This is a genomic window from Streptomyces sp. SID12488, assembly GCF_010548275.1.
Classification (GTDB): domain Bacteria; phylum Actinomycetota; class Actinomycetes; order Streptomycetales; family Streptomycetaceae; genus Streptomyces.
Genome location: NZ_JAAGLT010000008.1, coordinates 59,438 through 84,322 on the forward strand (window position 1 = coordinate 59,438; position 24,885 = coordinate 84,322).

Annotated in this window: 27 protein-coding genes; 5 read left to right on the forward strand and 22 right to left on the reverse strand. The window is 66.0% G+C overall.

Annotated elements, in window-relative coordinates:
* The first annotated feature begins 33 nt into the window (after positions 1–33).
* Both G3I56_RS15155 and G3I56_RS15160 read left to right on the forward strand, forming a co-directional pair.
* Entirely contained in the window at positions 34–1,503 is a 1,470-nt protein-coding gene (locus G3I56_RS15155; RefSeq protein WP_164409501.1) for a GH1 family beta-glucosidase, read from the forward strand.
* 50 nt (positions 1,504–1,553) lie between these two features.
* Entirely contained in the window at positions 1,554–2,279 is a 726-nt protein-coding gene (locus G3I56_RS15160; RefSeq protein WP_164409502.1) for a VOC family protein, read from the forward strand.
* Positions 2,280–2,354: 75 nt separating this feature from the next.
* Here G3I56_RS15160 and G3I56_RS15165 read toward each other — a convergent pair whose 3' ends face one another.
* From G3I56_RS15165 to G3I56_RS15175, 3 genes are all read right to left on the reverse strand, one after another.
* Positions 2,355–2,600 (reverse strand): hypothetical protein, encoded by a 246-nt coding sequence (locus tag G3I56_RS15165; protein WP_164409503.1) that lies wholly within the window; start codon positions 2,598–2,600, stop codon positions 2,355–2,357.
* A 93-nt stretch (positions 2,601–2,693) separates the two neighbouring features.
* Positions 2,694–3,125 (reverse strand): hypothetical protein, encoded by a 432-nt coding sequence (locus G3I56_RS15170; RefSeq protein ID WP_164409504.1) that lies wholly within the window; start codon positions 3,123–3,125, stop codon positions 2,694–2,696.
* 264 nt (positions 3,126–3,389) lie between these two features.
* Positions 3,390–3,695: a hypothetical protein gene (locus G3I56_RS15175; protein ID WP_164409505.1), complete on the reverse strand. Its 306-nt coding sequence runs from the start codon at positions 3,693–3,695 to the stop codon at positions 3,390–3,392.
* A gap of 182 nt (positions 3,696–3,877) precedes the next feature.
* Between G3I56_RS15175 and G3I56_RS15180 the strand changes: the two genes are divergently transcribed.
* Positions 3,878–4,153, forward strand: a complete 276-nt coding sequence (locus tag G3I56_RS15180) for a GntR family transcriptional regulator (protein WP_239134906.1) — start codon at positions 3,878–3,880, stop codon at positions 4,151–4,153.
* Positions 4,154–4,658: 505 nt separating this feature from the next.
* Here G3I56_RS15180 and G3I56_RS15185 read toward each other — a convergent pair.
* Genes G3I56_RS15185 through G3I56_RS15195 form a run of 3 tightly spaced genes read right to left on the reverse strand, consistent with a single transcriptional unit; the run spans position 4,659 to position 6,882 of the window.
* Positions 4,659–5,807, reverse strand: coding sequence for a methyltransferase domain-containing protein (locus tag G3I56_RS15185; RefSeq protein ID WP_164409506.1), 1,149 nt, complete (start codon positions 5,805–5,807; stop codon positions 4,659–4,661).
* A gap of 26 nt (positions 5,808–5,833) precedes the next feature.
* The gene (locus G3I56_RS15190; protein ID WP_164409507.1) at positions 5,834–6,697 is read right to left on the reverse strand and encodes a radical SAM protein; all 864 of its coding nucleotides are present in this window, start codon (positions 6,695–6,697) and stop codon (positions 5,834–5,836) included.
* Positions 6,694–6,882, reverse strand: a complete 189-nt coding sequence (locus G3I56_RS15195) for a hypothetical protein (protein ID WP_164409508.1) — start codon at positions 6,880–6,882, stop codon at positions 6,694–6,696. The genes G3I56_RS15190 and G3I56_RS15195 overlap by 4 nt, the downstream gene beginning before the upstream one ends.
* Positions 6,883–8,027: 1,145 nt before the next feature.
* On the opposite strand from G3I56_RS15195, the gene G3I56_RS15200 reads away from it, so the two are divergent.
* The gene (locus G3I56_RS15200; protein WP_164409509.1) at positions 8,028–8,858 is read left to right on the forward strand and encodes a helix-turn-helix transcriptional regulator; all 831 of its coding nucleotides are present in this window, start codon (positions 8,028–8,030) and stop codon (positions 8,856–8,858) included.
* Positions 8,855–9,064 (forward strand): DUF397 domain-containing protein, encoded by a 210-nt coding sequence (locus tag G3I56_RS15205; RefSeq protein WP_164409510.1) that lies wholly within the window; start codon positions 8,855–8,857, stop codon positions 9,062–9,064. The genes G3I56_RS15200 and G3I56_RS15205 overlap by 4 nt, the downstream gene beginning before the upstream one ends.
* A 1,154-nt stretch (positions 9,065–10,218) precedes the next feature.
* Here the strand turns inward: G3I56_RS15205 and G3I56_RS15210 are convergent.
* From G3I56_RS15210 to G3I56_RS15285, 16 genes are all read right to left on the reverse strand, one after another.
* Positions 10,219–11,022, reverse strand: a complete 804-nt coding sequence (locus G3I56_RS15210; RefSeq protein ID WP_164409511.1) for a hypothetical protein — start codon at positions 11,020–11,022, stop codon at positions 10,219–10,221.
* 465 nt (positions 11,023–11,487) lie between these two features.
* On the reverse strand, positions 11,488–13,335 hold the full coding sequence (locus tag G3I56_RS15215) for a DNA polymerase (RefSeq protein ID WP_164409512.1): 1,848 nt from the start codon (positions 13,333–13,335) through the stop codon (positions 11,488–11,490).
* Positions 13,336–13,403: 68 nt separating this feature from the next.
* The gene (locus G3I56_RS15220) at positions 13,404–15,605 is read right to left on the reverse strand and encodes a phage/plasmid primase, P4 family (RefSeq protein ID WP_203689941.1); all 2,202 of its coding nucleotides are present in this window, start codon (positions 15,603–15,605) and stop codon (positions 13,404–13,406) included.
* 220 nt (positions 15,606–15,825) lie between these two features.
* Positions 15,826–16,347 (reverse strand): hypothetical protein, encoded by a 522-nt coding sequence (locus G3I56_RS15225; protein WP_164409514.1) that lies wholly within the window; start codon positions 16,345–16,347, stop codon positions 15,826–15,828.
* A 246-nt stretch (positions 16,348–16,593) separates the two neighbouring features.
* On the reverse strand, positions 16,594–16,875 hold the full coding sequence (locus G3I56_RS15230; RefSeq protein ID WP_164409515.1) for a hypothetical protein: 282 nt from the start codon (positions 16,873–16,875) through the stop codon (positions 16,594–16,596).
* Positions 16,868–17,350, reverse strand: a complete 483-nt coding sequence (locus G3I56_RS15235) for a DNA (cytosine-5-)-methyltransferase (protein WP_164409516.1) — start codon at positions 17,348–17,350, stop codon at positions 16,868–16,870. Before G3I56_RS15235 ends, G3I56_RS15230 begins: the two co-directional genes overlap by 8 nt.
* Positions 17,351–17,411: 61 nt before the next feature.
* The gene (locus G3I56_RS15240; protein WP_164409675.1) at positions 17,412–17,924 is read right to left on the reverse strand and encodes a DNA cytosine methyltransferase; all 513 of its coding nucleotides are present in this window, start codon (positions 17,922–17,924) and stop codon (positions 17,412–17,414) included.
* A 63-nt stretch (positions 17,925–17,987) separates the two neighbouring features.
* Positions 17,988–18,686, reverse strand: a complete 699-nt coding sequence (locus G3I56_RS15245) for a hypothetical protein (RefSeq protein ID WP_164409517.1) — start codon at positions 18,684–18,686, stop codon at positions 17,988–17,990.
* A 77-nt stretch (positions 18,687–18,763) separates the two neighbouring features.
* A complete protein-coding gene (locus tag G3I56_RS15250) occupies positions 18,764–19,597 on the reverse strand; it encodes a hypothetical protein (RefSeq protein ID WP_164409518.1) in 834 nt (277 codons plus the stop codon).
* Between the two features lie 146 nt (positions 19,598–19,743).
* Entirely contained in the window at positions 19,744–20,271 is a 528-nt protein-coding gene (locus G3I56_RS15255) for a hypothetical protein (protein WP_203689943.1), read from the reverse strand.
* 50 nt (positions 20,272–20,321) lie between these two features.
* Positions 20,322–20,540, reverse strand: a complete 219-nt coding sequence (locus tag G3I56_RS15260) for a hypothetical protein (protein ID WP_164409519.1) — start codon at positions 20,538–20,540, stop codon at positions 20,322–20,324.
* A 91-nt stretch (positions 20,541–20,631) separates the two neighbouring features.
* On the reverse strand, positions 20,632–21,390 hold the full coding sequence (locus G3I56_RS15265; RefSeq protein ID WP_164409520.1) for a peptidoglycan-binding protein: 759 nt from the start codon (positions 21,388–21,390) through the stop codon (positions 20,632–20,634).
* An 88-nt stretch (positions 21,391–21,478) separates the two neighbouring features.
* Entirely contained in the window at positions 21,479–21,736 is a 258-nt protein-coding gene (locus tag G3I56_RS15270; protein WP_164409521.1) for a hypothetical protein, read from the reverse strand.
* A complete protein-coding gene (locus G3I56_RS15275; RefSeq protein ID WP_164409522.1) occupies positions 21,729–21,902 on the reverse strand; it encodes a hypothetical protein in 174 nt (57 codons plus the stop codon). The genes G3I56_RS15270 and G3I56_RS15275 overlap by 8 nt, the downstream gene beginning before the upstream one ends.
* An 11-nt stretch (positions 21,903–21,913) precedes the next feature.
* On the reverse strand, positions 21,914–24,166 hold the full coding sequence (locus tag G3I56_RS15280; protein WP_164409523.1) for a hypothetical protein: 2,253 nt from the start codon (positions 24,164–24,166) through the stop codon (positions 21,914–21,916).
* On the reverse strand, positions 24,153–24,851 hold the full coding sequence (locus G3I56_RS15285; protein ID WP_203689944.1) for a hypothetical protein: 699 nt from the start codon (positions 24,849–24,851) through the stop codon (positions 24,153–24,155). Before G3I56_RS15285 ends, G3I56_RS15280 begins: the two co-directional genes overlap by 14 nt.
* Positions 24,852–24,885 lie beyond the last annotated feature (34 nt).

The following is a 24,885-nucleotide window of genomic DNA, read 5'->3' on the forward strand; positions in this document are numbered from 1 at the left end:
TTCCCGCCCCGCAGTACAGCTGGAAGGACCCACGTGACCACCACTGCCCGACGTGTCGCGCCCGCCCCGGAGAACACCACCGTCACCAGTTTCCCGCCGGGATTCACCTGGGGCACGGCGACCGCCGCGTACCAGATCGAGGGCGCCGCCGCCGTGGACGGCCGCACCCCCTCGATCTGGGACACCTATTCCCACACACCCGGCATGGTGCGCAACGGTGACACCGGTGACGTCGCCACCGACCACTACCACCGCTGGCGCGAGGACGTCGAGATCATGGCCGACCTCGGCGTGAGCGCCTACCGGTTCTCCCTGTCGTGGCCGCGGGTGCAGCCGACCGGCCGGGGCCCGGCCGTCGAGAAGGGGCTCGACTTCTACCGCGCCCTGACCGACGCGCTGCTCGAGAAGGGCATCGAGCCGGTCGTCACGCTCTACCACTGGGACCTGCCGCAGGAGTTGGAGGACGCGGGCGGCTGGCCGGAGCGCGTCACCGCCGACCGGTTCGCCGACTACGCGACCCTGGCGGCCCGCGCGCTGGGGGACCGGGTGAAGACCTGGACCACCCTCAACGAGCCCTGGTGCAGCGCCTTCCTCGGGTACGGCTCGGGCGTCCACGCGCCCGGCCGCACCGACCCGGTCGCGGCCCTGCGCGCGGCGCACCATCTCAACCTCGCCCACGGCAAGGCCGTTCAGGCACTGCGCGCCGAACTGCCCGCCGGCGCACGGGCGTCCGTCACGCTCAACGTCCACCACGTACGTCCGCTGACCGAGGCCGCAGCCGACCTCGACGCGGTCCGCCGGATCGACGCGCTGGCCAACCGCGTCTTCACCGGCCCCGTGCTGGAGGGCGAGTACCCGGTGGACCTCCTCCAGGACACGGCCGGTCTGACCGACTGGTCCTTCGTACGGGACGGCGACACCGCCACGATCCACCAGCCACTGGACTTCCTGGGCGTCAACTACTACTCGCCCACCCTCGTTTCCGCCGCCGACGAGGCCGGCCACAACTCCGACGGCCACGGGGCGAGCGAGCACACGCCCTGGCCGGGCGCCGACCGGGTCGCGTTCCACCGGCCCCCGGGCAACACCACGGCGATGGGCTGGGCGGTCGACCCGAGCGGCCTGTACGAACTGCTGACGCGCCTGCATGCGGACTTCCCCGCGATGCCGTTGATGATCACCGAGAACGGGGCCGCCTTCGACGACTACGTGAACCCGGAGGGCGAGGTGGCCGACCCCGAACGCATCGCCTATCTGCACGACCACTTGTCGGCCGTACGGCAGGCGATCGTGGCCGGCGTAGACGTGCGCGGCTACTTCCTGTGGTCCCTGCTTGACAACTTCGAGTGGGGCTACGGCTACAGCAAGCGCTTCGGTGCCGTCTACGTCGACTACCCGACCGGCAAGCGCATCCCCAAGGCCAGCGCGCGCTGGTACGCCGACGTGGCCCGCACGGGCACGCTCCCGGACAGGGACGACGCGAACGGGACAGCAGGCGTGTGAATTCGGCTACCGGGGCTGTCAGTTCAAACGTCGGACATAGGGTTGGCGGCATGGCGCTGCAACTTGTTCAGGTGAACTTCAAAGCCCGGGACGACTCGGCGGTGGGCCGGTTCTGGGGGGAGGCGCTCGGCTGGGGTGTCTCCAGCGCGGAACCCGGTGCGACCAGCGTGAAGCCTGCGGGTTTCACCTGGTCGGACCCGGCCGGCATCTGCGTCGATGTCATCGCCGTCCCGGACCCGGAAACAGTAAAAGACCGTGTGCACATCGAACTCGCCACCAACTCCTCGGCCCACCAAGCGGAGTTGGTCGCACGCCTGAAGGAGCTCGGCGCGACGCCCGCCGACGCGGGCCGGGACGACCACCCGTGGACAGCTCTCGCCGACCCGGAGGGCAACGTGTTCTGCGTCCTGGAGCCTCGGGAGGTCTACCGGGACACCGGGCCGATCGCCGCGGTGGTCGTCGACTGCGCCGACCCGCGGGCCATGGCCCGGTTCTGGGAGGAGGCGATGGACTGGACCCTGCACGAGGTGACAGCCGATCGTGCGCTGCTGCGCTCCGCCAAGGGGGTCGGCCCGTATCTGGAGTTGCTCCGCACGCCCCACCTGAAGGACGTGTGGCACCGCGTCCATCTCGACGTGGTGCCTTCCCTCGGTGACGATCAAGCGGCGGAGGTGGCCCGGCTCGAAACCCTCGGCGCGAGGCTCGCCGACGTAGGCCGTGGCGACTTCCCGTGGAAGATTCTGACCGACCCCAACACTGCTAACTACCAGTTCTGAGCATACGCGCACGTCAGAGAACACAGAAGCCCCGCACGGCACTTGGGCCGCACGGGGCGTTTTGCTGTCTGCGGGTCACTCGTCGTACGCCTCGCCCGACAGGAGATCGCGCGCCATTTCCGCGAGCATGTCCCGGCGGGTGTAGTCGCCCGTGCTGCTCTCCGGGTAGTCGGCAGGTAGCTCGTCCTCGACCCGTTGCACGATGTCACTGATCTTGAACGTGATGCCGGTGTCCACGGACAGACCGGCGATTGTGTCGATTGCCGTCTCTGTCCGGCGGAGCATGTCAACGGCGAGCGCTTCATAGGCGGTGACAGTCATGGGGGGCACGGTAGCGGGGCGGACATGCGGTATGACCGGTAACGCAGAAGCCCCACCCGGACGAGTGTCCGAGCGGGGCGTTTTGCTGTCTGGTCAGTTGCAGAACGACGACTTCACGGCGGTCACGATGTCCGCCGCCTGGTCCTCGGTGAGGCTCGGGACCGTGCCACCCTCGAAGCGGGCTTTGGCGTTGCTCTGGACGGTTGCGGCTTCCTTGCCGCCCTTGACGTCTAAGCACACGTTGCGGGACCGGTTAACGGCTCTCTCTTCCTTCGCGGCCAACCCCGGATCTATGGCGTTCAATGCTCGGATGAGTGTTGCGGTCTGTGCTGTGTCCGGCGAGGGAATCCCCGAACTCGGTTCGGGCGTGCTGGTCGACGGCTTCGCGTCCTGTGTTGCCGATGCCGTAGCGGTCGGCTTCGCATTCTCGGCCGAAGTCTTGGCGGGCTCGTCTTCGAACAGCGAGAGCACCCCGCCGAACGCGAGGACGGCAACGCCCGTGATGATCCATGTCTTCCGCTTCATGCGGCCCCTCCCAAGGGTCTCGATCATGACTTGCCTATCACGCCGTGCGCTTGGGCAGCGATGGGATGCCGTGGATCACTTCGTTGACCGTGGGGCCTACGCCGACGACTGGCAGACACTCGGGGCAGGCGTACAGGGTCACCCCAGGGCCGCTCACACGCTCGATATGACGGCACGCCACGGCAGCTACTGACCAACGGCCGCAGTGGCAGCACAGAGCCCCCGAGGGGGTGGGCGAGACTTCCGGGAACAGTTCCTCGGCGGTCATGCCGTCACCCCGAACTGTGCGAAGTGGTCGCCGGGATACCGGTAGTCGTAGTCCACTCCGCGCGCTGCGAACTCGGCAGCCCAGGACCGTTCGCGCTGCACGGGAGTGAGTCGCATGGTCTCTTCCGCTCGGAAGATCTCACGGACTTCGGCGGAACTCGGTCCGGTCCACGGCTTCATCCACGGGTTTTCCGTAGGGGCGGGCTCGGTGACGGGGGCGGGCTGTGCGGTCCGGTGGCGTCCCCGGGCGGGCAGCAGCAACCGCAGGGCCCACACCAGGGCGCGGGCGATAGAGTCGCGCATACGTCGTTCAGCTCCTAGATAGCTGTTCGGTCGGAGCCCCGGCGAACCGGTCCTACGCGGTTTGTCGGGGCGTTTCTTGTTTCAGGGACGACGCTAAGCCAACACGTCTAACTCGTCTACCTGTCTAACTGGTCTGCACGTCTAAGTCGCCCAAGTTTGGCCGCTTGTCTACGCTCTGCCTCATGCCTGAGCGACCGACTGACCCGCACACTCCGCACGCCCCCTACATGCGGGTTCTGGACGCGCTCACCGCAGAAATCAGGGCGGGGGAATACGGGCCGGGCGAACCGATCCCGTCCGATGCCGAGTTGTGCAAGCGGTTCGGCGTAGCCCGCGAGACTGCCCGCCGAGCCGTGCGGGTGCTCCGGGAACGGGGGCTCGTCGAAACCGTGTGGGGGAAGGGTTCGTTCGTGGTGGAACGCTCGGCGTCCGGCGAAGGCAATAGTCAGGACGGCTAGTCCTCGTTCGTCTCCCGGTCGGGGAACAAGTGCGGGTGTTGGCGCGCCAACTCGTCGCACAGTGCATCAATCGTCGGGTCAGTTACTTCCCACGAGTGCCCCGCGGGGTGGTCTCGGTACAACGTGCACGCGTCGCCGTTCTCGGCTGGTGCCTCGCACCAGGGCATGAGCAGGAACCGCCCGCAGAGACTCCGCCACACGAACCACACTGCCGATCCGTCTATGACGTCTAAGAAACTGGCGTGCATCTCGTCGTGCTCTTCCGCAAGCGCACACGAGACATAGGAAGGTTCCGAGGGGTCTCCAGCAAAGACAGACGGGGGCGGTATGACGGCAACGGCCGTGCACTGCAACATGCGGGGTCTTCCTTGGCGGGGGCGAGAAAAAGAGGGAGCCCCGCCCATGCGCTACAGGGGGCAGCGCACGAGCGGGGCGGGCGGCGACGCTCGTGGACGTCGCCGGGAAAGTGCGCCGAACGGTCGGGGGGACGTTCAGCGCACGTGGACTATTGCGCGCCCATGGTCGCGTGCCAGTTCCCGCGGGACAGATGACACACACCATCGGGCGTGATGCGAACCCGCGCGCCGAGCAACGGCAACAAGCCTTCCGCGTTGAGCCGGTCGCGGATGCGCTCTAGCGCAGTCCACAGACGTTGCGGCCCGCCCTGGTGGACTTCCGGCGGGTTGGCTCCATCGGCGGATGCTCGGGCCCATGAACCGTCCGGATGGACCATGTAGGCGGTACGGGTCCGGTCGCGCTGTTCGTAGGCGAGTTCCACACCGGGCGTCGTGACTTCCAGCATGGAGCGCAGTTCCCAGGCGTTGTCCAGGTCCACCACGGGATAGCCGCCCGTGGTTGTCTCCTCTCCACCAGCGTCACGCGCGAGGGCGAACAACTCGGCGAGGGCGGGCGGGAAGTCGTCCCCGGACCGGGTGAGCATGAACCCGGCCATGTCCCGTTCCACCTGTCCGATCACGTCCCCGTCGCCGTGCTTCCACCCGGTGATGATCAGGCAGGTTCGCCCGAGGGTGGTGGCGATGCGTCCGCCCGGCATCAGAGCACCGACAACGGGAGCGAGCCCCCGACCAGCGGGCAGCCCGACCGTGGAAACGATCCGCTCGTACGCGCCCGGTAGGTGGTCGGTCACGTCCGCAGTGACGAACTCGGGGTGTAACCCCATGGTGGCGAGTCGTGCCCCCGCCGCGTTGGTCAGGTAGGAGTCGACGTCCACGCTTGTCACGTGCTGATCCCCGAGCCGATGACAGGCGTACGCGGTGAGCCCGCCGGCTCCGGTGCCCAAGTCCAGGAACGACAGTCCCGGCCCGAGTCGCCCATGCCGCAGCATCCGAACCACCAGGCTCGGCAGCGTGGCGGAAGACGTGGGCAGCCCCTCGGGGCGGTCTCCGGGCTTCGCGTCGTCAGCGTGGAGCGAGCCAACCCGGATGATCAGCGAGCGGTCCGCGTACGCGGCTCGCATCCATGCCTCATGGTCGGTCGCTCCGTCGCGAAGCTGCCACCCTCCCGTCTTGTCCCGCTCCCACCAGCGCGGCACCAACTCGTGACGGGCCACCCTCGCTACGGGGGCAAGCCATCGGGAGTCGGGGTCCGTCACCTGAGAGGCGAGCCGTTCCGCATGGTGCTGCCATGTGTCCATCGGGGTCCCTTTGCTGGTGAGCGTGATCACTGCGGATCACATGACGGAGTGCTCGCCGGATCGCAGTCGTTCGAGTCGTCGGGCCCGCACGCGTTGCGGACGGGCATCGGGATACTCGCGCCGAGTTGCGCCCAAGCCTTCCCGCCGAGCAACTCGGCGAGCCGGGTTTCCCGTACGTTGCCCGCCGGGAAGTCGCGCGAAAGCACGCAGCCGGCGAGGTCTCCGTTAGGCAGGATTGCGGCTCGTCCACGCGTGCACCGCCCGCACATCTCGTCAAGGGTCGGCTTCCAACCGGGCAGTGCCGCACGCCCGACCGCCCGCACCCGGTCCGTGTTGATGCGCTGGACCCCCATGGACTCCAGTTCGGCGCGGGCTTCGGCTACCCGCTGTCCCGGCAGGATGTCCACGATTCCGGCCCGCAACGTGACGCCACGGTTGATCGCTTCCCGGACGTTGCACCGGGTCCGGACGTAACTGCCTGTTCGGCCCGTGATCCGGTCGTGTTCCTCAGGGTCGTCACTGTAGTAACTCGTCGCGAGCGTGACCCCCTCGCGAGTGAACAGGTCCCACCATTCCTCGCGCACGTAGAAAAGGTTGCTGTAGATCTCCACGTGGAGCCCGAGCGTGAGTGCCAGGTCGGCGAACGTGCGCCACTGCGGGTGGACGGTCGGCTCTCCGCCGATGAGCTGGATGGTTCGGATGCCGAGTGCGGCAGCATCGAGGATGACCGCTCGCCAGTCCGCGGGAGTCATCACCCCATGCGTGGCTTGCGGGCTGGACTCGGACAGACAGTGCGTGCACGTGAGTTGGCACTTTCCGGTGATCTCCAGTTCAAGGGACTGGATTCCGGCGAGCGGGGATACGGCGGGCGGTTCGATGATCGTGGTCATGCGTCGGTTCCCTTCTTATTGTCGGTTGCCGAGTCGTCGCCATACAGGCTGTCCGGGGTGTGATGGCGGATGTGGCGATCCGCTAACGCCCCCTGCGTCTGGTCGGGGCGGGGTGCCGGATTCGTGACCGTGTCTCGCTTGATGGCTGCCGCCGCAGCCGCAACGGTGTTCTTGCCCTTGCCCATGGCTCAGTTCTCCGTCTGCTGGTGTGAGTTGGTACAGCCCGGCCGGCTGCCGCCGTCATACAGACAGCCGACCGGGGTAGTGCCCGCCCCCTGCCCCAGAGCGCGAGTCAATGGCAGGAGGCGGAGTCTCAAAGCGGCAGAGCCCCGCAGAGGTGACCCGCCCTGGTCGCAGACGGGGAGGGAGCCAGACCGCACGCACGGTCCTTGGATAGCTCGGACGACCAGGGCGGGGGCTGGTGGGGAGAACCTTCCGGCGGGGGCACCCGGACAGGCCACACAGAAAACGTGAATCGACAGTCCATGTCGGGGACGACGACGAACAACGGGTCGCCACTCTTGATCCGCTCGCGGGCGGCTCGTTGCTGTTCACGGCTTGCGCACCAGAAACGGAGTTCTGTCGGGCAGTCCGGGGCGAGCGTCGAATCTTGACGCATGGTCGGCTGTACCCACGCCGAACGCGTCGGGTCGGGGTCGAGTCGGTCCGCAATGTGTAGTGCTTCGCCGCGGAGCCACCGAAGCGCCAGCACGGGTGAAATGGTCTGGAAGGCGGCTAGGACGTAGGGCATCTCGAAGCCCTTGCCATACACAAGCCCTGCGGCGAGCACTTCACACCGGTAGTCCGCCAGCACCGGTGTCCTGTTCACATCGAACCCTCCCGCCACATCACCCACGGGCGTTCGATAAGACCGAGACAGCGGAATGCGTACAAGAGCGGTCGGGCGTCGTCGTCCTGGTCGGGACGTAACGTCCACTGGACAAACCGGAACACGCGAGCGGTCGCAGTGGTCACAACCGCTCACCCCGGCTTCGCGCGTTCGCCCGGGAAGTCTCGGCCCGCAATCGCTGTTGGGGACTCGCCGGCTGCACGTCCCCAGGGTTCACGGTCCATTCGGTACCGCCCGTGACCGGCCGAAGAGACCAGAGCCCACACCACGCGCCGCGAAATTCGCCGATCCGGTCTTGCGCGTCCACCATGAGCGTGCCGGGCTCTGGAACGTGGACGGGTTCCGGCCCATCTGTGGGAACGTTCTGCGCAGACACCGCCGCTCCTCTCCGTAGCGCTTCAGCTACTCGGGCGGCCCAGCGTGGCCTAGTGTCGCGCTGTCTTCAACTTGCGCGTTTTGCTCGGAGAGTTAGGACTCTGCATGGTGAACCGGAAGGAACTCGACCCCGAGGAATCCCCCTCCGCACGCTTCGGCCAGCGTCTACGGCAGCTTCGCGACGAACGCGGGTGGACGCAGGACGAGCTAGGGACGCGCATGGGCTGCACCGGGACGCATATTTCTGCGGTCGAAACTGGTCGGCGCCCTCCAACTGAGCGCTTCGCGATGAGTGCTGACAGAGCGTTCGGGACGGGCGACATGTTCCAACGCATGGTGCACGCCCTACAGAACACCGCCCTACTGGAGGGGTTCCCGGAGTACGTGAGGCAAGAGGTACGAGCCACAGAGATCAGACTCTTTGAACTCGGGATCGTTCCGGGCTTGCTCCAGACACCGGAGTACGCGGCAGCTATCGCGCGGGGTGCCGTACGGCGTGGGGCGATCACGGAGCAACAGGCAAAAGAACGGCTAACTCTTCTTGCCGAGCGGCAAGCGTCGCTAGTACGGACACCCCCGCCGTTCGTCTACGCCGTGTTGGACGAAAGTTGCATCCGTCGGTCCGTCGGTGGCCCGGAAGCCATGGACACCCAGTTGGACAAGCTCGTTGCCTTTGCCGAGCTGCCGAACACCGTGCTTCAGGTCGCCCCGTTCGATCTTGGAGAGAGACGGTCGTTCGACCTGCCGGTTACCCTCCTGACGCTCCCGGAGCGGTCCCAAATCGCGTACTCGGAATCTGCCCAGCAAGGGCGACTAGAGCGGGATATGCGGTTCGTACAGCCCATGCTGACCGCCTACCATCAGCTACAGGCCGAAGCCGCTTCACAGGCGGTGTCCGTGGCCATGATCGAACAGTTACGAAAGGGCACCCCGTGACGACCGAAGACTCGCAGTGGTTCACGTCCTCATACAGCAGCAACGGCGGCCAGTGCATCGAGGTCGCCGCAAACCTCGTCGCCACGTGCGGCGTGGTCCCCGTCCGTGACTCCAAGAACCCGACTGGTCCGGTACTGGATTTCCCCGCTGGTTCGTTCGCTTCCTTCGTGGCGAGCATCAAAGCTGGAGAGTTCGGGGCCGTCTGACAAGTCGGTCCGCCCGATCCGGTCAAGGCAGCCCCATCGTGCTCGGCATGGTGGGGCTTCGCTGTTCCCTCGTACGCAACGGCGAAAGCCCCGCCACACCCCCGGGAAAGGGACATGGCGGGGCAACTACCGCGGCTAGGCAGCGCGGTCGAACGCTACGCGCGTAGGGGCGCGAAACGTCAGCCCCGCGGGTGGTTCCTGGTCGGGCATGCGGTCCGTGAGGTAGACCCCCCAGCCTTCCTCAAGACGCGCAACGGGGATGCGCTGCACGAACACGCCGAACCGCTCGGTGAGTTAGGCCCGGACCAGCACGGCAGCCATGCGGACGGCAAGCGCGTCAGCGTCTGTGCGTTCCTCGCGGCTGTCCACAAATCTGCGGGCACTCGTACTCATGCGGCGAGCAGCACCGGAGGGCGGTGCTGTCCGTAGGCACACGCGGTCACGGGTTCGTCCCACTGGACCCACACCCCTGCGTCGTTGCGTACCCATTCGACGGAGCCGGCGAGTGCCCCCGTGCGGCGATCCCGGACCAACAGCCGAAACCCGGTGTACTGCGCTATTACGCGTAGCAGTCTCGCCACGACGCCCCCTTGTGTTTCCACGATCAACCGCAGGTCGTCACATGACCGCACGGTGTCTTCCCCCAACACGTCGGGCAGCTCAGGACAAGCCATCCACCCGCCGTTGTTCCCCTCAAGCATGGGAACGATCACAGTCGTTCGTACGTAGAACTCCTTGCTGTGCGTAACCATGTAGTCACATTAGTACAGACGTTCGAGTATAGGAAGGGCAAACTACCGGTCGGTTCACATCCGACACTTTGGCCAACTCTGCCCCTACTGCGACGCGTTGACCACTGATTTGGTTGTGGTCGCACCGTGATGTGAACCATTACTTGCGTCACTCAATCACTTTGAGGGGTGCGGCGGGGACCCCTCCGAGGCGCAGAGTCGTAACCGTCCGTGGGCATGTATACGTTCACAGGATCGGCCGGTTCTGGGGTTTTCTGCGAGAGCCTGAGAGTAGTAGCGCAGCCTCGCCGGCTCGGCGGGTCACGGTCGCGACGGTCCGCCCCGAGCTGTCTCGAACGTGGATGTCCACCAGCTCACCGCAGCGGGTCACGGTCACGGTGCCCCCGTCGCCGGTTGTCATGGTCACCATGTGCGCGCACCAGCTCGGTACAGCTCGGCAAACCGAGTCTTGCCCTTGAATCGGGTTCTCTTGACCTGGTCAACGGTCACGCCCATGTCGTCGGCAAGCAGCGCATCCGGACCGTCCCCGAAGTGAGGGACGGGAGTTATCCCGTGGTCCGCCTTGAGTACGTGGCGCTGCCGTTCGGACAGCAGACCCAACGAGCGGTGCACCTGGTCCCGGATCACCTCCCGGCGGTGCGATGCCACATCGGACGCGCTCACCAACTCGGCGGGGGCTTCCATCTCGCCCGCCACCACGTCCCCGAGCGTCACGCCCGGACCCAACAGAGGGCCACTGAACGGCCGGTCCAACGAATCGAGACCGAGCCAGGAAAGCCGTGCCGCTCGCGCAAGCTCGGGGCTCATCTTGTCGCTCCCCATGGCGTCCGTGGTCGCTATTCGCTCGGCGTCGTACGGGTCACCACCGGCCTTTGTAATGGCGTCCTCGAAAGCCTTGGAAACGCGAGTGGCGACACCGGGGCGGATGGCTTCCCGCCGGGCATCTTCCATGGACCGAGTCACAGCACGGTCAATGTGCGCCATGAACTGTGCAGGTTCGGTTCCGGTAAAGGTGCCGATTGCCTGCCACACCGTGATACGCCCGGTTTGGGTCAGATCATCAATCAAATCGCTGTCGCCGTTGATTCCGGCTATCTTCCGCCCTCGGGCAGAAACAAGCGCTTCGGTCTCGCGTATTACTGCGGTCACCGCGTCAAGGTCGTTTTCCTTCGCGGCGGAAATCTGGTCATGGGTGAGCTGAGTCAAGGGGCACCGTTCCGGGTGGAAGATTTGGTTGCCCCTCCGTAGGGACGGAGGGTCTCCCGGAACGGAGCGCGAGGGGTCGCCAAAGGGCCCTACGGCTCGAATGCAATGCGCCTTGCAAAAGGGCATGAAAATGCCCCGTCCCGGATTAGCAGGACGGGGCTTGCGCATTGCCAAATCACTGCATGGCAACGAACTTATGGATATGCCAGCGGCACAACAAAGCACATAAGAGGGATGTATCTACTTGTATCGGTACTTAACTGGGAGATTGACGCACCAGCCGCAACGTTTTGTAACGCTCGGCCATCTCGTTACCTGAACTGATTGCACCGAGTGCGCAATTGTGAAGGGGTGGCGGATACCGTCACCACTCCGTGATCCATGCGCGTGCAACTAAAGAGGAAACGGGCGCGTCGCTTGCCGGTTTTTCTCGATTACTCTGCGTGGGAAAATCACGGGGTGTGACTAGTGGTCGGCCCCGTACAGCGAACCCCACGACCGACCACCTATCTCGGCTTCCGCATCGATGGGGACTCCGAAAATCGGGAACGTCATGGCAGCCTCAAATTCGCGAGCAAATTCTTTGGCTTCTCGCTCGGGCACCGACGCCAATACTTCGTCATGGATAGGCAAGCGGCAGTATTCGAGCAGCCCGGCCGATTCCATGTTCAGCATGGATTGCCCGAGGACGTCCCGTGCGGTGCTCTGGCACAGATAGTTCGTCACGGCGTATGTGCGGTCCCGGTCCAGCGGCAGCCGGCGACCGGTGACAGACACCAATACCATTCCCGTCTGGAAGGCTTCGCGCTGCCACCGGGAAGCCGCCCGGCGAATCTCCGGATACACCCGGTCGTAAGCCCGGAACGCGCTTCGCACATCCTCGATGGGTGCACCCGTCTGCCGGGCAGTCGTCTCGGCTCCGCCACCGTAGATTTTCGACAGACCGACGCCCTTGCAGAGCTTTCGGTGAGCCTTGGTGAAGCTCTCGCCGAAAACGAGCCGCGCGGTGAAGTCGTGCAAGTCCTCACCCTTGGCGATTGCCTCTTTCATGCGCTTGACGTCGGCGAGGGCGGCGAGCACCCGCATTTCAACAGCCTTGAAGTCCGTTGAAACGATCACGTGTCCGGGGTCGGCGAGCAGACACCGACGGATCATGAAATCGGAACTCGGGAGAGTCTGGAGTGCGGGGCGGGTGATCGACATGCGGCCGGTCCTCGCCTGTAGCGAGTTGATGAACGGGTGAACCCGGCCCGAGCCGTCCACGGTTTCCAGGAACGTCCGTGTGTACGCCTTGCGCCACTTCCCGGCCCGCTTGCTGCGGAGCACGGCGAGGGCGAGCGGGTTGGGCGTGCGGGTGTCGAGCGGCTGCCACTGCAACGACATGTCCGCGAGGGCGAGCAAGACGTTCTTGTCCACCTTCACGGACCCGCTCGCGGTGTGCTCGGTGAGCACTTCCCCCATGCCCGCGAACGCTTCGGCGAGTTGGGCCGTGCTGTTGACGTTGTCGACTCCGTACCGCCGGGCCCGGTCCGCGTACGTGCTCGCGTCCTCGCCCAACCGGCGGTCAAGGTCTGCGGTGTACTCCGTATCGAGCACCAGGCCCGTGCGCATCATCACGGCGCAGAGCCGAGCTATCTCGTGCTCGTACGTGACGAGCTGGTCCCGCACTTCCAGCCGGGCAAGCTCTCGCCGTAGCACCGGTTCGAGACGAGCCGTCAGGATCACGTCCAGCCCCGCGTACAGGAGGTACGTCGGCTCTGTGAGCGGGATGCCCGCCCACCCTGTCTCTTTGGTGAGACCGAGGGAGCGGAACACTGCTGTGAGCCCGCTCTGTGTGTCCGGTGCCGCGGGGTCCACCCAGTGAGCGGAAAGCGGCTTCAACCCCGTTCCTATGCCGCCCTCTTGCGGCTGCCGCGGGTCGACCAGGCTTGCCAAAATGCGGGTATCGACCGTCCACGGTGCGAGATCTTCCAGCGGAATGCCCGCGTGCCGATCCAAAACCAACCAGTCGAACGCAGCGTTATGGATGAGCACTTGGCGGCAACGCTGGATTGCTTCCCGCGCGTACGACGCGAAGTAACCCCCACGCTCGTACAGCAATACCCACGCATCGTGTGCGTCCCCGAACTGGACGGTCCGGAGCCTGTAGCCGGGCGAGTAGATATCCAGCCCGGTTGTCTCGGTGTCCAGCGCGATCGGTCCCCGCTCTCGCGCCTGGTACAGCCATTCCCAAAACTTTTTCAGGTCCGCGGTGTCCTCGGGAACGTGGACCGTGACCCGCTCGCCGGCTATGTCATGGCGAAACTCGCGCATTCCTCCCCCTAAAACAAAACGGGCCGCCCACCGGAATTAGGTGGACGACCCGCGTAAATGGTCAGTGATCAGCTTCCGAAGATTCCCGGACCGGCAACATCCGGGCTTTCGTCGGCAGCGCGGAGACCGACCAGAGCGATTCCCAGCATGGTCTTTCGGCGAGACACCCCGCGCTCTTCCATGGCGTCGTAAAAGGTGCGCCGAGTCCAGCGCTCGCGAGCCGGAAGGTTCTCGGCTTCGCACCACTCCAAATAGGTGTTAAACGCTTCGGTCCCGTTCATCACCTGGTCGTCGTCGGTGCGCTCCAAGACCCCCGGAAAGAAGCCGGCGAGCTGGTCCGACGTCTCGCGGTACTCGCGGCTTGCACCTGTGATGACCTGCGGGTCTTGCAGCCCGCCCGCGTACCACTGGACGGAGCCGCGTACGGCCCACGCTGCGATGCCCTCGGCTTCCGCCAACAGGCGCACGTCTAGCGAGTGGTCCCGCTCATGGGGTGCGAAAAAACGCACGAAAGGCAGCAACTTGACGCGTCGCCAAAGCCCCTCGTCCTGTGACTTGAACTTGGGCTTGTGGTTCGTGGCGAGCAACAGGAGAAAGCTCGGCTTGAACTCGAAGAACTCACGGCGGAGATAGCGGGCACTGATCATGTCCTTACCGGTGACCCGCTTCAAGATTGCTTCGGACATGGGTGCCCCGCTCTCACCCTCGGACGCCATGACGAGCCGAGCACCGCGGAGCGAGGCAATATCGTTCGGAATTCCGCCGCTCGCTTTTGCCTCGAACGTGGCGAACGGCGTGGTCTTGCTGATAGCCCGGAACACGGCCGTGAGAGTGTCCACCAGAACGCTCTTACCGTTCGCCCCCTTCCCCCACATGACCGCAAAGGCTTGTTCCGTGACGTGCCCGGTGATCCCGTAGCCGATGAGCCGCTGAATGTAGGCGGGCATGTCCGGCATGCCGGGGAAGATCTCGGCGAGGAAGGATTCCCACCGTGGGCACTCGGCTTCGGGCCGGTAGTCGATATCCAGTCCGTACGTCAGCATGTCGCGCATTTCGTGCGGACGGACATGCCCCGTGCGGAGATCAACCACACCGTTGCGGAACGCGAGCAGATCGGGCCGGTTGTCGAAATCCACGGCTTCCACACGGACCATGGGCACCGACCGAAGTTCCGTCATGAGCGCGTCTATTCGGCTCGTCATGGTGAACCCGCGGGCGGCTTGCGTCTGCCCGGCGAGGACGAGCGCGGCCCCCATACGGTGGATCTCCTGCCGTACGCGGGTGTCAGAGCGCACCCACACCGAGCCGTCCCACGAATAGAAGCCGAGCCCCGGCGCGTACCGGATGCGTCCCCCGCACCAGGCGACGAGCGCGTGAGCGTTCATCGCGTCGGACTCGCCGAGCTGTCCCACCAGGCGGGCAAGGATCTCCGCGGCTTCGGCCCCCTGGTCGCGCGTCACGGTGTCGGCCCCGGTGCGCTCGGCAAGCTCGGCGGACCGTGCTTCGGCTTCCGCATCGGCGGTGTCGCGAACGGGCTTCGCTGCCTTGACTGCACGGTGCAGCTCGGGCGCGAACCGCTCGGGGTCCCGCTCGCGCCATGCGGTCAAGTCGTCGCCCTCGCGGGGCAGTTCGAGCCGTAGCGCGTTCACGCCGTGTCCGGCCAGACCCGCAGCGAGCCGAGCAGAGAAGCCGTTGCCCGCCGTATCGGCGTCCCCGGCGAGGATGACGAGCGAGTCCCGCAGACCCTCGGCGAGTTCGGCAACCAGCTCGGGCGAGCCGGCGAGTGCAGCCCCCCGAATCGCCACGGCGTCATAGCCGCACGCAACAGCGGTGAGCGCGTCCCCCGGTCCCTCGCAGACCAGGACCGTCCCGTATCCCCCAGCACCGCGGAACACCCCGAACGGGGACCAGCGGTGACCGCGTGGATTGATCAGAGACAGCCACCGTGCCGGGCACTGCCCGGAAAGGTCCCTCCCCTGTAGCCCTCGCGCTATCCCGTCGAACCCGTACAGGGGCACGGTCACGCGAGGGTGCGTCCGGTACTGGCGAGAGAGGTAGGGGAAGCCGTCGCCTTGGTCGCCCTGGTCCACGCCGATCCGAAGTTCTGCGGCGGTCTCCAGGTCGAGGCCGAACCGGTCGGCGAGGTAGGCCCGAGCCTTCCCGGCCCACTCGGCGGAGTAGTCCCCGAGAGCTGCCGACGTTCGGTCGGTGTACGCGGCGAGCCCGGCGACCAGTCGCGCGGGGACCAGCTCGGGACGCTCGGCGGACACCGTGGCACCGGGGCCCGTCACGTCGAACAGATCGGACCAGGACAGCCGTACCGCTGTGATGACGTCCTCGGTGCGGCAGCCGGCCCGGCACGTGATCCGAACCTTGTTGTCCTCGCCGCGCCATATGCGCAAGCTCGGGCGCGAGTCCTGGTGTCCGGGGCAGAGCGCGGAGTATCCGCCGTCCTGGTGCTCGTCGGCGGAGCCGAAGCGCGAGAGCAGATCAGCGAACAGCACGACCAGCCACCCCCGCCCGTATGTCGGCGAGTAGCCGCGCGAACCGCTCAACATCGGTCGTCAGATACCAGCGGCCCGAGTCGAGACCCCGCAGCGAAGCGGTGAACCCGTACCGGTCGCACATGTCCCGCGAGGACAGCCCGAGCGCTGTACGTGTCCGGGTCCACGTACGTACGTCAAAATGCACACGTCCCGAGCGGACCCCGAGCCCGCGCACCTTGTGCACGACCACGCCATACGGGAAGCCCGCATGCACGGCTTCCACTCGGGCTTGCCGAAGCCACGTCGGTACGGCGGGACTCCGCACGTCCTTACATTCGAGAATGAACGGGGCAGCGTGCACGTCCCCGATATCGCGTGCGCCTTCCTGCGCGGGTCTGCGGACGTTCATGCCGTCGAACGGGTCGCGGAACACCCCGTTGCCGTCGACCAGGTCAAGGAAAGCGTTAAGGAAGTTCCGCACTGCGGATTCCCACATGGTCCCGCGCGCCTTGTTCGGGTTAGCCATGGTCGGCCCCCTGGTGGACGCGTGCACCACGTGCCACGGCGTGAGCGGCTGCCGCGAGGTAGCGCAGCCAGTCCGCCCGAGTCATCCATCCGGCCCGGAGTCGAAGCGTGTCGCCCCGCCCGAGCTGCCGCACGTCCCCAAGTGCCGGGGCACGTTCGGCAGTTATCTCAAGTTCCATTGGTCCCCCCACACAGCAAAGGGCCGGACAACCCGTATCGGTCGCCCGGCCCTTGCCTGGTCTGTTGCTTAAACGCGCTCGTCCGTCACGCTCGGAATGATGAGCCGGACGTGTTCGGCGGAAATCCACTCCTTACGGAGAGAGCGACGCTTGGTGAAACCCGACTCCACCCCGGTCGGCTGGACTCGCAGCATGGCGCGCAAGCGTCCGTCCACAAGCCGCGTAGTCACCTTGTCAACCACGGCATCCGTGAGGCGCACGCGGTTTCCCTGCCGTGCCGCGTAGGCCACCAGGTCACCCCGGTAAACCTCCTCGCCCGCGTAATCGGTAACGACCCCCCGCTTACCCATCCGTCTTTCCCTCCTTGTGATTCAGCAAATGCAGATACGCCGTGAACGCCTGTTGCGACACGACACCGTTACCGGCTGCCTTTAGCTGCCTGGCACGGTTGAGTCCCGGAATGTGAGTGATCCAGCCCCGCGGCAACCCCATGAGCCATTCCGCAAAAACGGACGAGAGCCGACGACCGCCACGGGGGCCGAACTCCACCGGAATCGGAGCCGGCGAGCCCATGACGGTTTCCCAGCGGTGTACTGCGGGCCCAAACTCGGCCCACCATTCCGGCGGGGAATGGAAAGCCCCGGGGGTTTCCTCGGCAACTTCCGGGTCAACGGGCAGAAGGAACGAAACCTCGTCATCGAGTGTCGGCCCATGCCCGCCCTCGCGGCGCTTGTCCGGATGCTGCGGGGCACCATTGGTCCCCAAATTGGCCGTGGGTGTCTTGAAAAGCCGTGTTGCACGGTCCTTGTCGAAAAGCCTTGCCACCGCGGTAACGAGATCCTGCCCGCCGCTTCCCTGTCTCCCGTCTCGCGCGAAATCCGGACCCTTAGACGCGTCGGATGCCAACGGAGTCGGTAGCAGGGGTAGCGATGCAGAACCATCGATCTCTATGGTGGGCGGCTCCAGTTGCGGACGCGCGGAAGCAACACCATCGCGCGTCGTACCCGCTCGCGGCCAATCCCGCGAGTACGTGCGCCAAGCCCCGGTTTCGGATGGCGGATACGTTCTCCAAGAAAAGGAGCCGTGGTCGAAGAACGCGAACGGCCCCGAGGACGCTTTCCCAAATACCCGACCTCTCGCCATGAATCCCCGCCCGCTTCCCCGCATTGCTGATGTCCTGGCAGGGAAACCCCGCCGTGATGATGTCCACCTTTCCCGCGAGGGTGGACCAGTCGAATTCGGTAATGTCCCCGATGTTCGGTGCGTGCGGGTAGCGGGTCGCGAGGATCAGGGACGCGTACGGGTCGATTTCCGCAACGTATTTGATCCTGTCGCCGGTCAGAGCCTCGACAGCCCGCCCGATTCCGCCGTAACCGGCGCACAGTTCTAGAATTGCTATGTGATTTCTCCCCCATTGAAGGGGCCCCGAGAACGTCTCGGAGCCCCCTAGCCGGCCGCCCGGTCAGAGCGTCTTGGGCTCGGCAATGGCGTCGTTCCAGGACTTCAGAACCTTGATTACCGGCTTGAAGTACGAGACGTCCCGCCCCTTCTTGGTGGTGTACTCCACCAGCTCAATGGACAGTTCGGCGAGGGCTTCGCCGTCCACCTTGTCCAGAGCGTTCGCGATTTCGTGCAGGACCTCGGCGAGCTTCCAAGAGCCCGTCTGGAAACGGAAAAGGCCAAGGTCGTAATCCTCGGCGAGCCGGAACAGAACCGAAATGCTCGGCCCCGGACCCCGCTTTGCCTTGTGAGCCGCCTTCCGGTCCTCCATGAGCGGCGGGCAACCGCACGGCTTACCCATGTCGGTCTCCGGGGAAAGGAACTCCACCCCGTCACAGTGATGGATAAGGACGTTGCCGTTCCAGAGCTTCATATCGGACGAGACCGCCGAAGCCCCGGACAGAACCACCTTTACGCGGTTCGTACCCGTCAGAATCTCGATGTAGTTTTCCGACGTGCTGTCCGTCTCTTCCGGCTGCCCGCCCATGAGCTGAGCGATAGCCGCGGCAACGTCCGGGTCACCGGTCGTCACCTTCCAGTCAGCGAGAGCTTCCGGAATACCGTTGACCGACCGGCCCGAGTGGAATCGGCCCACGGTGTCATCCGAAAACGTGCCCTTCGGCAGCGCGTCCGGGTCGGTCTCGAAGATGCGAATAGCCATACTGTGAATTCCCCCTGATTTTGGGCATGAAAAAAGGACGAGCCATTTGTGTGCTCGTCCTGGTGCTGGTGCGGGATTTAGCCGCGTCGCTGCGTCCCGGTGATGAGTCGTCGGACGCTCTGCGCAATCGGGCTGCCGAACACGGTCTTGGAGATTTCGCGGTCCCACTGGAACACGTGCCGCAGCGTGAGGAACACGTTAAAGATTTCCTCGTCAATGCGAACTGGCTTGAAAACCCAACCGTCCGGTGTGATGTGGAGAACCGCCGCGCCGTCCACCTTGGGCATGGGCTCGGACTGTCCGTCCGCAGAAATAACCCGGTCGGCATGGGCGTACGCGGAGAGCTGTAGTGCCACGTCCGGATACGCGCTCTTGCTCGTCTTCCAGTCCACCAACAGCGTGTGCCATTCGCCGTTTTCGTGGTCGGGCTTTCCGTCCTCGCCGAGCCGTAGCCGAATGATCGCGTCAAAGCTGCCCGCGTAGCCGTGCTCGTCCGACCAGCACACGTCTTCGGCTCTGATCAGCTCGGGACGCACAGCTAGCAGGAACTCGGCGAAACCGAGCCGGTACGGCTCCATGTCCGGATGGACTCGGCCGATCTCCTCCAGCCGGATCATGCGCTCGAAAAGGTCGTGCGCATCCGAGCCGACCTTTGCCCGCAGATTGGTGTATCGGGTGTGACTGTTCCGCAGGAAGTCAACAGCCCCGGCGGGGTCGCGCCCGGCGATAGCCCGTACGGCGTCCAGGTTCTCGACTGCCGTTTCTGCGGTCATGCGAGCCGCCCAGAAGGTCAGGAACGGCTTGGGAAGCATTCCGACCACGGACGTTACGCCCGGCACTTTTTCGGCGGTCTCGGGGCTTATGTAGAAGCGCGAGCCCCCGCGCTTGATAGTCCGGATGGCTCCGGGCATGGCTGTCCCCTCGTAATCGTTCTGGTGGGTGATCGGCGAGGGATGACGGATGACGGTTAGGACCCTTTTTTGGTATGCGTCTAAAAAAATAGAGAGAAAACCAAAGAGGGGGTCGGAGCGTCATCCCGTCATCCCTCGCGCTGGTGTCAGCGGGGAACCGCGAGCCGGTCCGCGAGTGCGTGCAGCTCGGCGAGGGTGCCCCCGTTGGTGAGCACGGCGTCCGCCGGATAGTCGGCTAGCTCGGTCTCGCTGGTGTGCTGCCGCTCGTCCTCGCCGGCTGGTCCGTGCTCGCCCGGACGGTCCACGCGGACCAGAAGGAACCCGCGAGCGGTGAGCGCTTCGGCTTCGTTCTCGTACCGGCAGTCCGTCACGACCACGGGCAGGTTCCACCGCTCGGCCACGTCCACTTTTGCGAGGGCGAGCCGAAGCCAAAAATCCTCGTCCTGGTCCCGGACGGACTGCCCGAGCCGCTGCAACGTGCGTCGCACCTCGGGCCGTTGCTTGGCTCGGTCCCACCCATGGCGGCGCACGTCGTCAGACAGCCGGATCGGCAGTGGCCCGTAACCCGTGGGCTCGTAACCAATGAACGGGTCCACGGACAGAGCCATGTCCCGCAACGGGTCCGCGAACGCGACGCGAGCGAACACGAACCGCGAGACGAGCCGAGCCCCCACGGCGTCCTTACCGGAACCCGCCCGGCCCATGAGTGCTACATGGCGGAAGCTCACTCGGCGGTCGCCTGGTCGTCGCCCTGGTGCTCGCCGGCCGTGGCGGTCTTGGCGTCCTCGGTGCGCTGGACAGCCTCACCGGTACCGAGCACCGCAGCGGCGAGACCGAGAATCAGCGCGGACGGAAGATCCGGCACGTAGTGGACGACAAGCGCGAGAGCGGCGACGAATACGGCGTAGATACGGGCCGGATGGGTCTTGATGAACTGCGGCATGGGTTCCCCCTGTTGTTGCTGTGCGTGAACGTTTTGGATTTGCGTTCCCGAGCTGGTCCCCGCCGGACGGGGCACCGCTCACGGGGAGTTGTCAGACCCTCGGAACCCGCAGTGCGTCCCACGTGGTCTTGCCGGGCCAGCCATCGGCAGCCGATCCGGTGAACCCGCGCTCGCGCTGCCAAGCCGCGTAGGACTTCCGGTCGGCTTCGGTCCACTGGGGACCGGGACCGGTCGCGTACTTGCCGCATCCCTCGGCAACGAGCCGCTTGCCCATGGCCGTGATCAGCGCCGAACGGGGAGCGTTCCTGAAGAACGCGGCACCGGGGAACGGGGCGAACGTCGGGGCCGCAGGCGCGGCAATGCGCTTGGCGCGCGTCACGATCTCGGGAAGCTGAGCGATGATCCGCGAGCCGGGGCAGCTCGGGTGACTGCCCCATGCGGAACCGCCCATGGCGTGATAGCCGAGCCCCTTGCCGTTCGGGCCGGACGCCACCTGAAGCGGCACGCCGTACGTCTTGTGGACCCATGCGAACACTTCCGCAATCCGGTCCATCTGCGCGGACGTCAGCTCGTCCCCGCCCTGCCCCTCGTCCTCGATGGACAGCCACGACGTGTTGCCACCCGCCTGAGCCCATGCGCGGTCCGCGGTGTCCACCCACTGATAGAGCGCACCCGCCTTACCGGTGCCGAAGTGGCTGGACGCGCGCGCCTTGGGGTTGCGGAACCACGAGTCGGTTCCGGCGAGCGTGCCCGCCATGATGTGCACCACCAGGCCACGGACCGAACTCTGTCCACCCTCGGTGTAGTTGATGGGAATCGGTCGCCACGTGGCACCCGAAAACTTGGCCATGCTGTCCCCTCCAGGGCATGAAAAAGCCCCGCCCGGATATCGCCCGGACGGGGCTGGTGTTCTTCGACTTGTTCAGCCGGTCGGCTGCCTACTGCGCGAGTTTGGCCACGGCGAGCCCGGCGGCAACCACGGTCGCAACGGCGGTCACCACGGCGACGGGAAGAACGAACTTCCCCCGCTCGGATTCCAGGTCCCGAATGCGCGTCTCGTGATCCTCTAGCGTCTCGGTCACGTTCTCCCCTGCCTGCCCGAGAGAGCGCACGTCCTCGCGGAGCCCCACCACTTCGTCGTAGATCTCGCGCGCACCGATCCGGACCCCTAGCGGCTCGTCCTGGTCGTCACTCATCGGGCGCCACCTGGTCCACCTCCACGGCCGTGATCTCCGTGGAGCCCGCCCCGACTTCCGATTCCGGCGAGCCGACCGCCACTTGCGGCGGGTCCCGGTAGAGCAGATAGCCGGGCAGTAACGCGGCAATCTGCCGGGCCAGTGCCTCGATCTCTTCCTGTGTCATCCATCCCCCCTTTACACAGTCACCGCCGGATCAACGGGCGGGTCCGGGGTCAGTCCGGCATCCACGGGAACCCCGTTGTACGCGGTAGCCCGCAGCGTCAACGTCTGTCGCACGGCGGTCCCCTCGCCGGCTGTCCGTATCCCGATCACCCACGCAAGCGTGTTCAGCGCGGCCCCGGTCGTATCGACCACGCGCACCACGTCCCCGAGCTGTAGCCGGGGGTCGGGCAGGATCTCCACGTTGCCGAGCAGCGGATACGGATACGCACCCGCCGTGCGCAACGCCGTGGCAAGGGATGCGGCCGAAGCCGAGTCCTGCACCCAACCGCCGGGGTCGTGCTCGAATGCCTGCACCCCGTACGCCTGTTGGCTGGTCGTGTTCCAGGCAGCCGACCAGTTGTCTGCGGGTGCTGCCCCACTGTCGATGCTCGGTGTCAGCAGCACGACCGAAGCCGCGCCACTGGTCGCCCCACGCAGCCACACCGCGGAAGCACTGCGGTTGCGCATCGAGAGCACCAGCGTGCCGTTCTCCCGACGCGTCCCGACTTCCACCGCCCCGTAGACCATGGCCGCAGCGTCGGTGTTGGCGTTGACGAACCGTATGCAGTCGGGCAGTGCATCGGTGTACGTGAACGGGGGCGGAGTGTCCAACTCGTCGTCCCCGATGCTCCACGCGATGCTGAACGAGCCCCCGGCGGGAATCTGAAAGACGTTCGCGGCTGCCTTGGTCCATGCCTTGTTGGCCTTGACCTTGGACCAGTTCGCCCACTTCACCGAGCAGTGGTTACGGCACGCGTCAATCTCCTCCGTGATCGTCAGCGCTGCCAACTCGCGTTCCGACGTCACCGTGAGGTTTTCCGCGCTCGGGGCGGTCGACCAGCGGCTACGGCTACGCCACCGAAAGATGCCGTCCCCGTCGAACTCCGCCGTGGACAGCGTGGCCCGAGCAATCGACGTGATCGCTTCCCATGCGCTCCCGTTGACTACGGGGATCACGCGCAAGGGAATGTCCGGCACGTCCAGGGTGGCCGTTCTCTTCCACGTCCCGTTCTGCATGATCTCGTCACGCGTCGCTGGCTTCGCGGCCAACTGCGAGACCTGTAGGGCTTCCACCCGCATCCCGCCGATACGCAGGATCACGTTTCCCATGGCACCCGCGGGCACGGCGCTGCCGACGGTTCCCGGCAGCAGGATGAGACCGCTGCCGTTCGGGTACTGCACCGTCCCTTCAACGGTGGGGACACCCGTGGACGAGAACGTGAGCCACATGCCGAAGTGCCAGCGCCCGGACTGCTGCGTCAGCGCGGCAACTGTCCACGTCGTTGACGAGTTACTTGCCGGGGTGGCGCTGGTGCCGTTGAAGAACGTCACCGTTCCAGCGGCAAAGTCGGCCCGGAGCGTGGTGTAAACCGGGGTCAGGATGGCGGGCACCCACGACAGAGAAAGGTCAACGCTGCGGTCCCCGGACGTGACCCCGGTGTTGTCTATCCACACCTCGTACCAGAAGCCGTCCGTGTGGTTGCGGTTGACCGCCCGCACCAGCGGTGCGTACTCCGCCTTGGTCGTTCCGGCGGACGAGCCCTGTACGGCGCACTCCCATGGTGCGTTCGTCTTGGTCCACTGCGACCAGTCGCCCGAAAGGCTCTTGAGATAGCCGACGTTGGCCGCTGCGCCCCCGTGCAGACTCGCGTACAGCAGTGCACCCGTACGCGGGGGCGGACACGTGTGGATTCCCGCGTTGCGTAGCAGGTGGTCCACGCACCATCCGGGACTGGCAACCCAGTTGGTTGACGCCCCGAACGGCGTGTCCGAGTCGATGCCCCCCGAGGGGCGCGGAAGCTGTGCGGGCATCCGTAGCCGCTCGGCTCCGTCCAGCGCAGACACCTGTACGGCGTCCGATCCGGACTGTGCCGAGCGGGCCCGGAGACTGCCGCGGAAGCCCGGAATAGTGCTGCCCCCGAGTCCCCAACGGTGGACGATCGACTGTCCCGGGCGCACAGCATCCCCCGACGAGCGCGGAGCCCACGGCCCGTACAGCGCGGGTGCACTGGTGGTGTCGGTCCCGGCGAGCGTCAGCGACAGTGACGCACTGGACGAGCCGCTGAATGCGCGCATCGCGTCGGGCAAGTCGGTGCCGTAACTCTGTTCCAGAGACCACGACTGGACTTGCGCGGACATGTCCTTGCCTCCCAATCGCGTCTGCTGCGCTAGCTGCCGCTCGCCCGTCTTCAACGCAGCGATCAATGCACTGTCAGCCGGCCGCACCGGTCACCTCCACCAGCGTCAACCCGATGTCCCGGTAAGCGCCGTTCCCCGGTGTTGCCGCATGGGTGTAGTCGGTAATGCTGTAACCGGGGCAGCCCTCGCCCGGTCGGCCCGCCACGGCCGTACTGTCGACGGCCACACACGCACCTGCGAGCGAGTACGTCCCCACGGCTCCGGGCACCACCACGGGCGTGAACGAGCCCACCCCCGCGGGAGCAACCGCGTTCAACACCCGTCCGACTGCCGACGACGTGGCGACGTAGGTTCCGCTCGTCGTCTTCCAATCGATCTTGACTGTGGACGTGGCAGGAAAGGCGGGCGGAGCCGCGAGACTCACCCGCATGCCGGGGGCAGCCGGATAGTTTCCGAACACGGTCCCCGCCCACCCGACCGACCCGTCTGCCGTGGTGGGCTTGAACGTGAACACCAGCGCCCCGGGGTCGAATGCGACCGAGCCCGTTCCCGCAGCGGACGCCAGGAACCACGCCGTGATCAACGCGTCCGTAGTGGCGTCCGCCTGAGCGGGCTTGAACAGATTCCCGGCGAGCGGGTCCAGCACGGCTATCGGACCGTTCCCCCCGATCCGCCGGGCGAGCCGGTCAAGGTGCGCCACGTCGTCCCCTTCCATGGCCGACCAGGACAGCACCAGCCGCCGGGGCTTGACGGGCGCAACCCACGTGGTCACACCCCCGCCCAGCGCCCGGAACTCCGACACCCCG

What these genes read in the sequence shown, in the direction of transcription:
- G3I56_RS15165 (WP_164409503.1), bottom strand. Translation starts at nt 2,600, where the DNA reads ATGACTGTCACCGCCTATGAAGCGCTCGCCGTTGACATGCTCCGCCGG.
- G3I56_RS15275 (WP_164409522.1), bottom strand. Translation starts at nt 21,902, where the DNA reads ATGACACAGGAAGAGATCGAGGCACTGGCCCGGCAGATTGCCGCGTTA.
- G3I56_RS15230 (WP_164409515.1), bottom strand. Translation starts at nt 16,875, where the DNA reads ATGGGTAAGCGGGGGGTCGTTACCGATTACGCGGGCGAGGAGGTTTAC.
- G3I56_RS15250 (WP_164409518.1), bottom strand. Translation starts at nt 19,597, where the DNA reads ATGCCCGGAGCCATCCGGACTATCAAGCGCGGGGGCTCGCGCTTCTAC.
- G3I56_RS15260 (WP_164409519.1), bottom strand. Translation starts at nt 20,540, where the DNA reads ATGCCGCAGTTCATCAAGACCCATCCGGCCCGTATCTACGCCGTATTC.
- G3I56_RS15160 (WP_164409502.1), top strand. Translation starts at nt 1,554, where the DNA reads ATGGCGCTGCAACTTGTTCAGGTGAACTTCAAAGCCCGGGACGACTCG.
- G3I56_RS15195 (WP_164409508.1), bottom strand. Translation starts at nt 6,882, where the DNA reads ATGGGCAAGGGCAAGAACACCGTTGCGGCTGCGGCGGCAGCCATCAAG.
- G3I56_RS15190 (WP_164409507.1), bottom strand. Translation starts at nt 6,697, where the DNA reads ATGACCACGATCATCGAACCGCCCGCCGTATCCCCGCTCGCCGGAATC.
- G3I56_RS15265 (WP_164409520.1), bottom strand. Translation starts at nt 21,390, where the DNA reads ATGGCCAAGTTTTCGGGTGCCACGTGGCGACCGATTCCCATCAACTAC.
- G3I56_RS15185 (WP_164409506.1), bottom strand. Translation starts at nt 5,807, where the DNA reads ATGGACACATGGCAGCACCATGCGGAACGGCTCGCCTCTCAGGTGACG.
- G3I56_RS15175 (WP_164409505.1), bottom strand. Translation starts at nt 3,695, where the DNA reads ATGCGCGACTCTATCGCCCGCGCCCTGGTGTGGGCCCTGCGGTTGCTG.
- G3I56_RS15245 (WP_164409517.1), bottom strand. Translation starts at nt 18,686, where the DNA reads ATGGCTATTCGCATCTTCGAGACCGACCCGGACGCGCTGCCGAAGGGC.
- G3I56_RS15215 (WP_164409512.1), bottom strand. Translation starts at nt 13,335, where the DNA reads ATGCGCGAGTTTCGCCATGACATAGCCGGCGAGCGGGTCACGGTCCAC.
- G3I56_RS15225 (WP_164409514.1), bottom strand. Translation starts at nt 16,347, where the DNA reads ATGGCTAACCCGAACAAGGCGCGCGGGACCATGTGGGAATCCGCAGTG.
- G3I56_RS15170 (WP_164409504.1), bottom strand. Translation starts at nt 3,125, where the DNA reads ATGAAGCGGAAGACATGGATCATCACGGGCGTTGCCGTCCTCGCGTTC.
- G3I56_RS15200 (WP_164409509.1), top strand. Translation starts at nt 8,028, where the DNA reads ATGGTGAACCGGAAGGAACTCGACCCCGAGGAATCCCCCTCCGCACGC.
- G3I56_RS15180 (WP_239134906.1), top strand. Translation starts at nt 3,878, where the DNA reads ATGCCTGAGCGACCGACTGACCCGCACACTCCGCACGCCCCCTACATG.
- G3I56_RS15270 (WP_164409521.1), bottom strand. Translation starts at nt 21,736, where the DNA reads ATGAGTGACGACCAGGACGAGCCGCTAGGGGTCCGGATCGGTGCGCGC.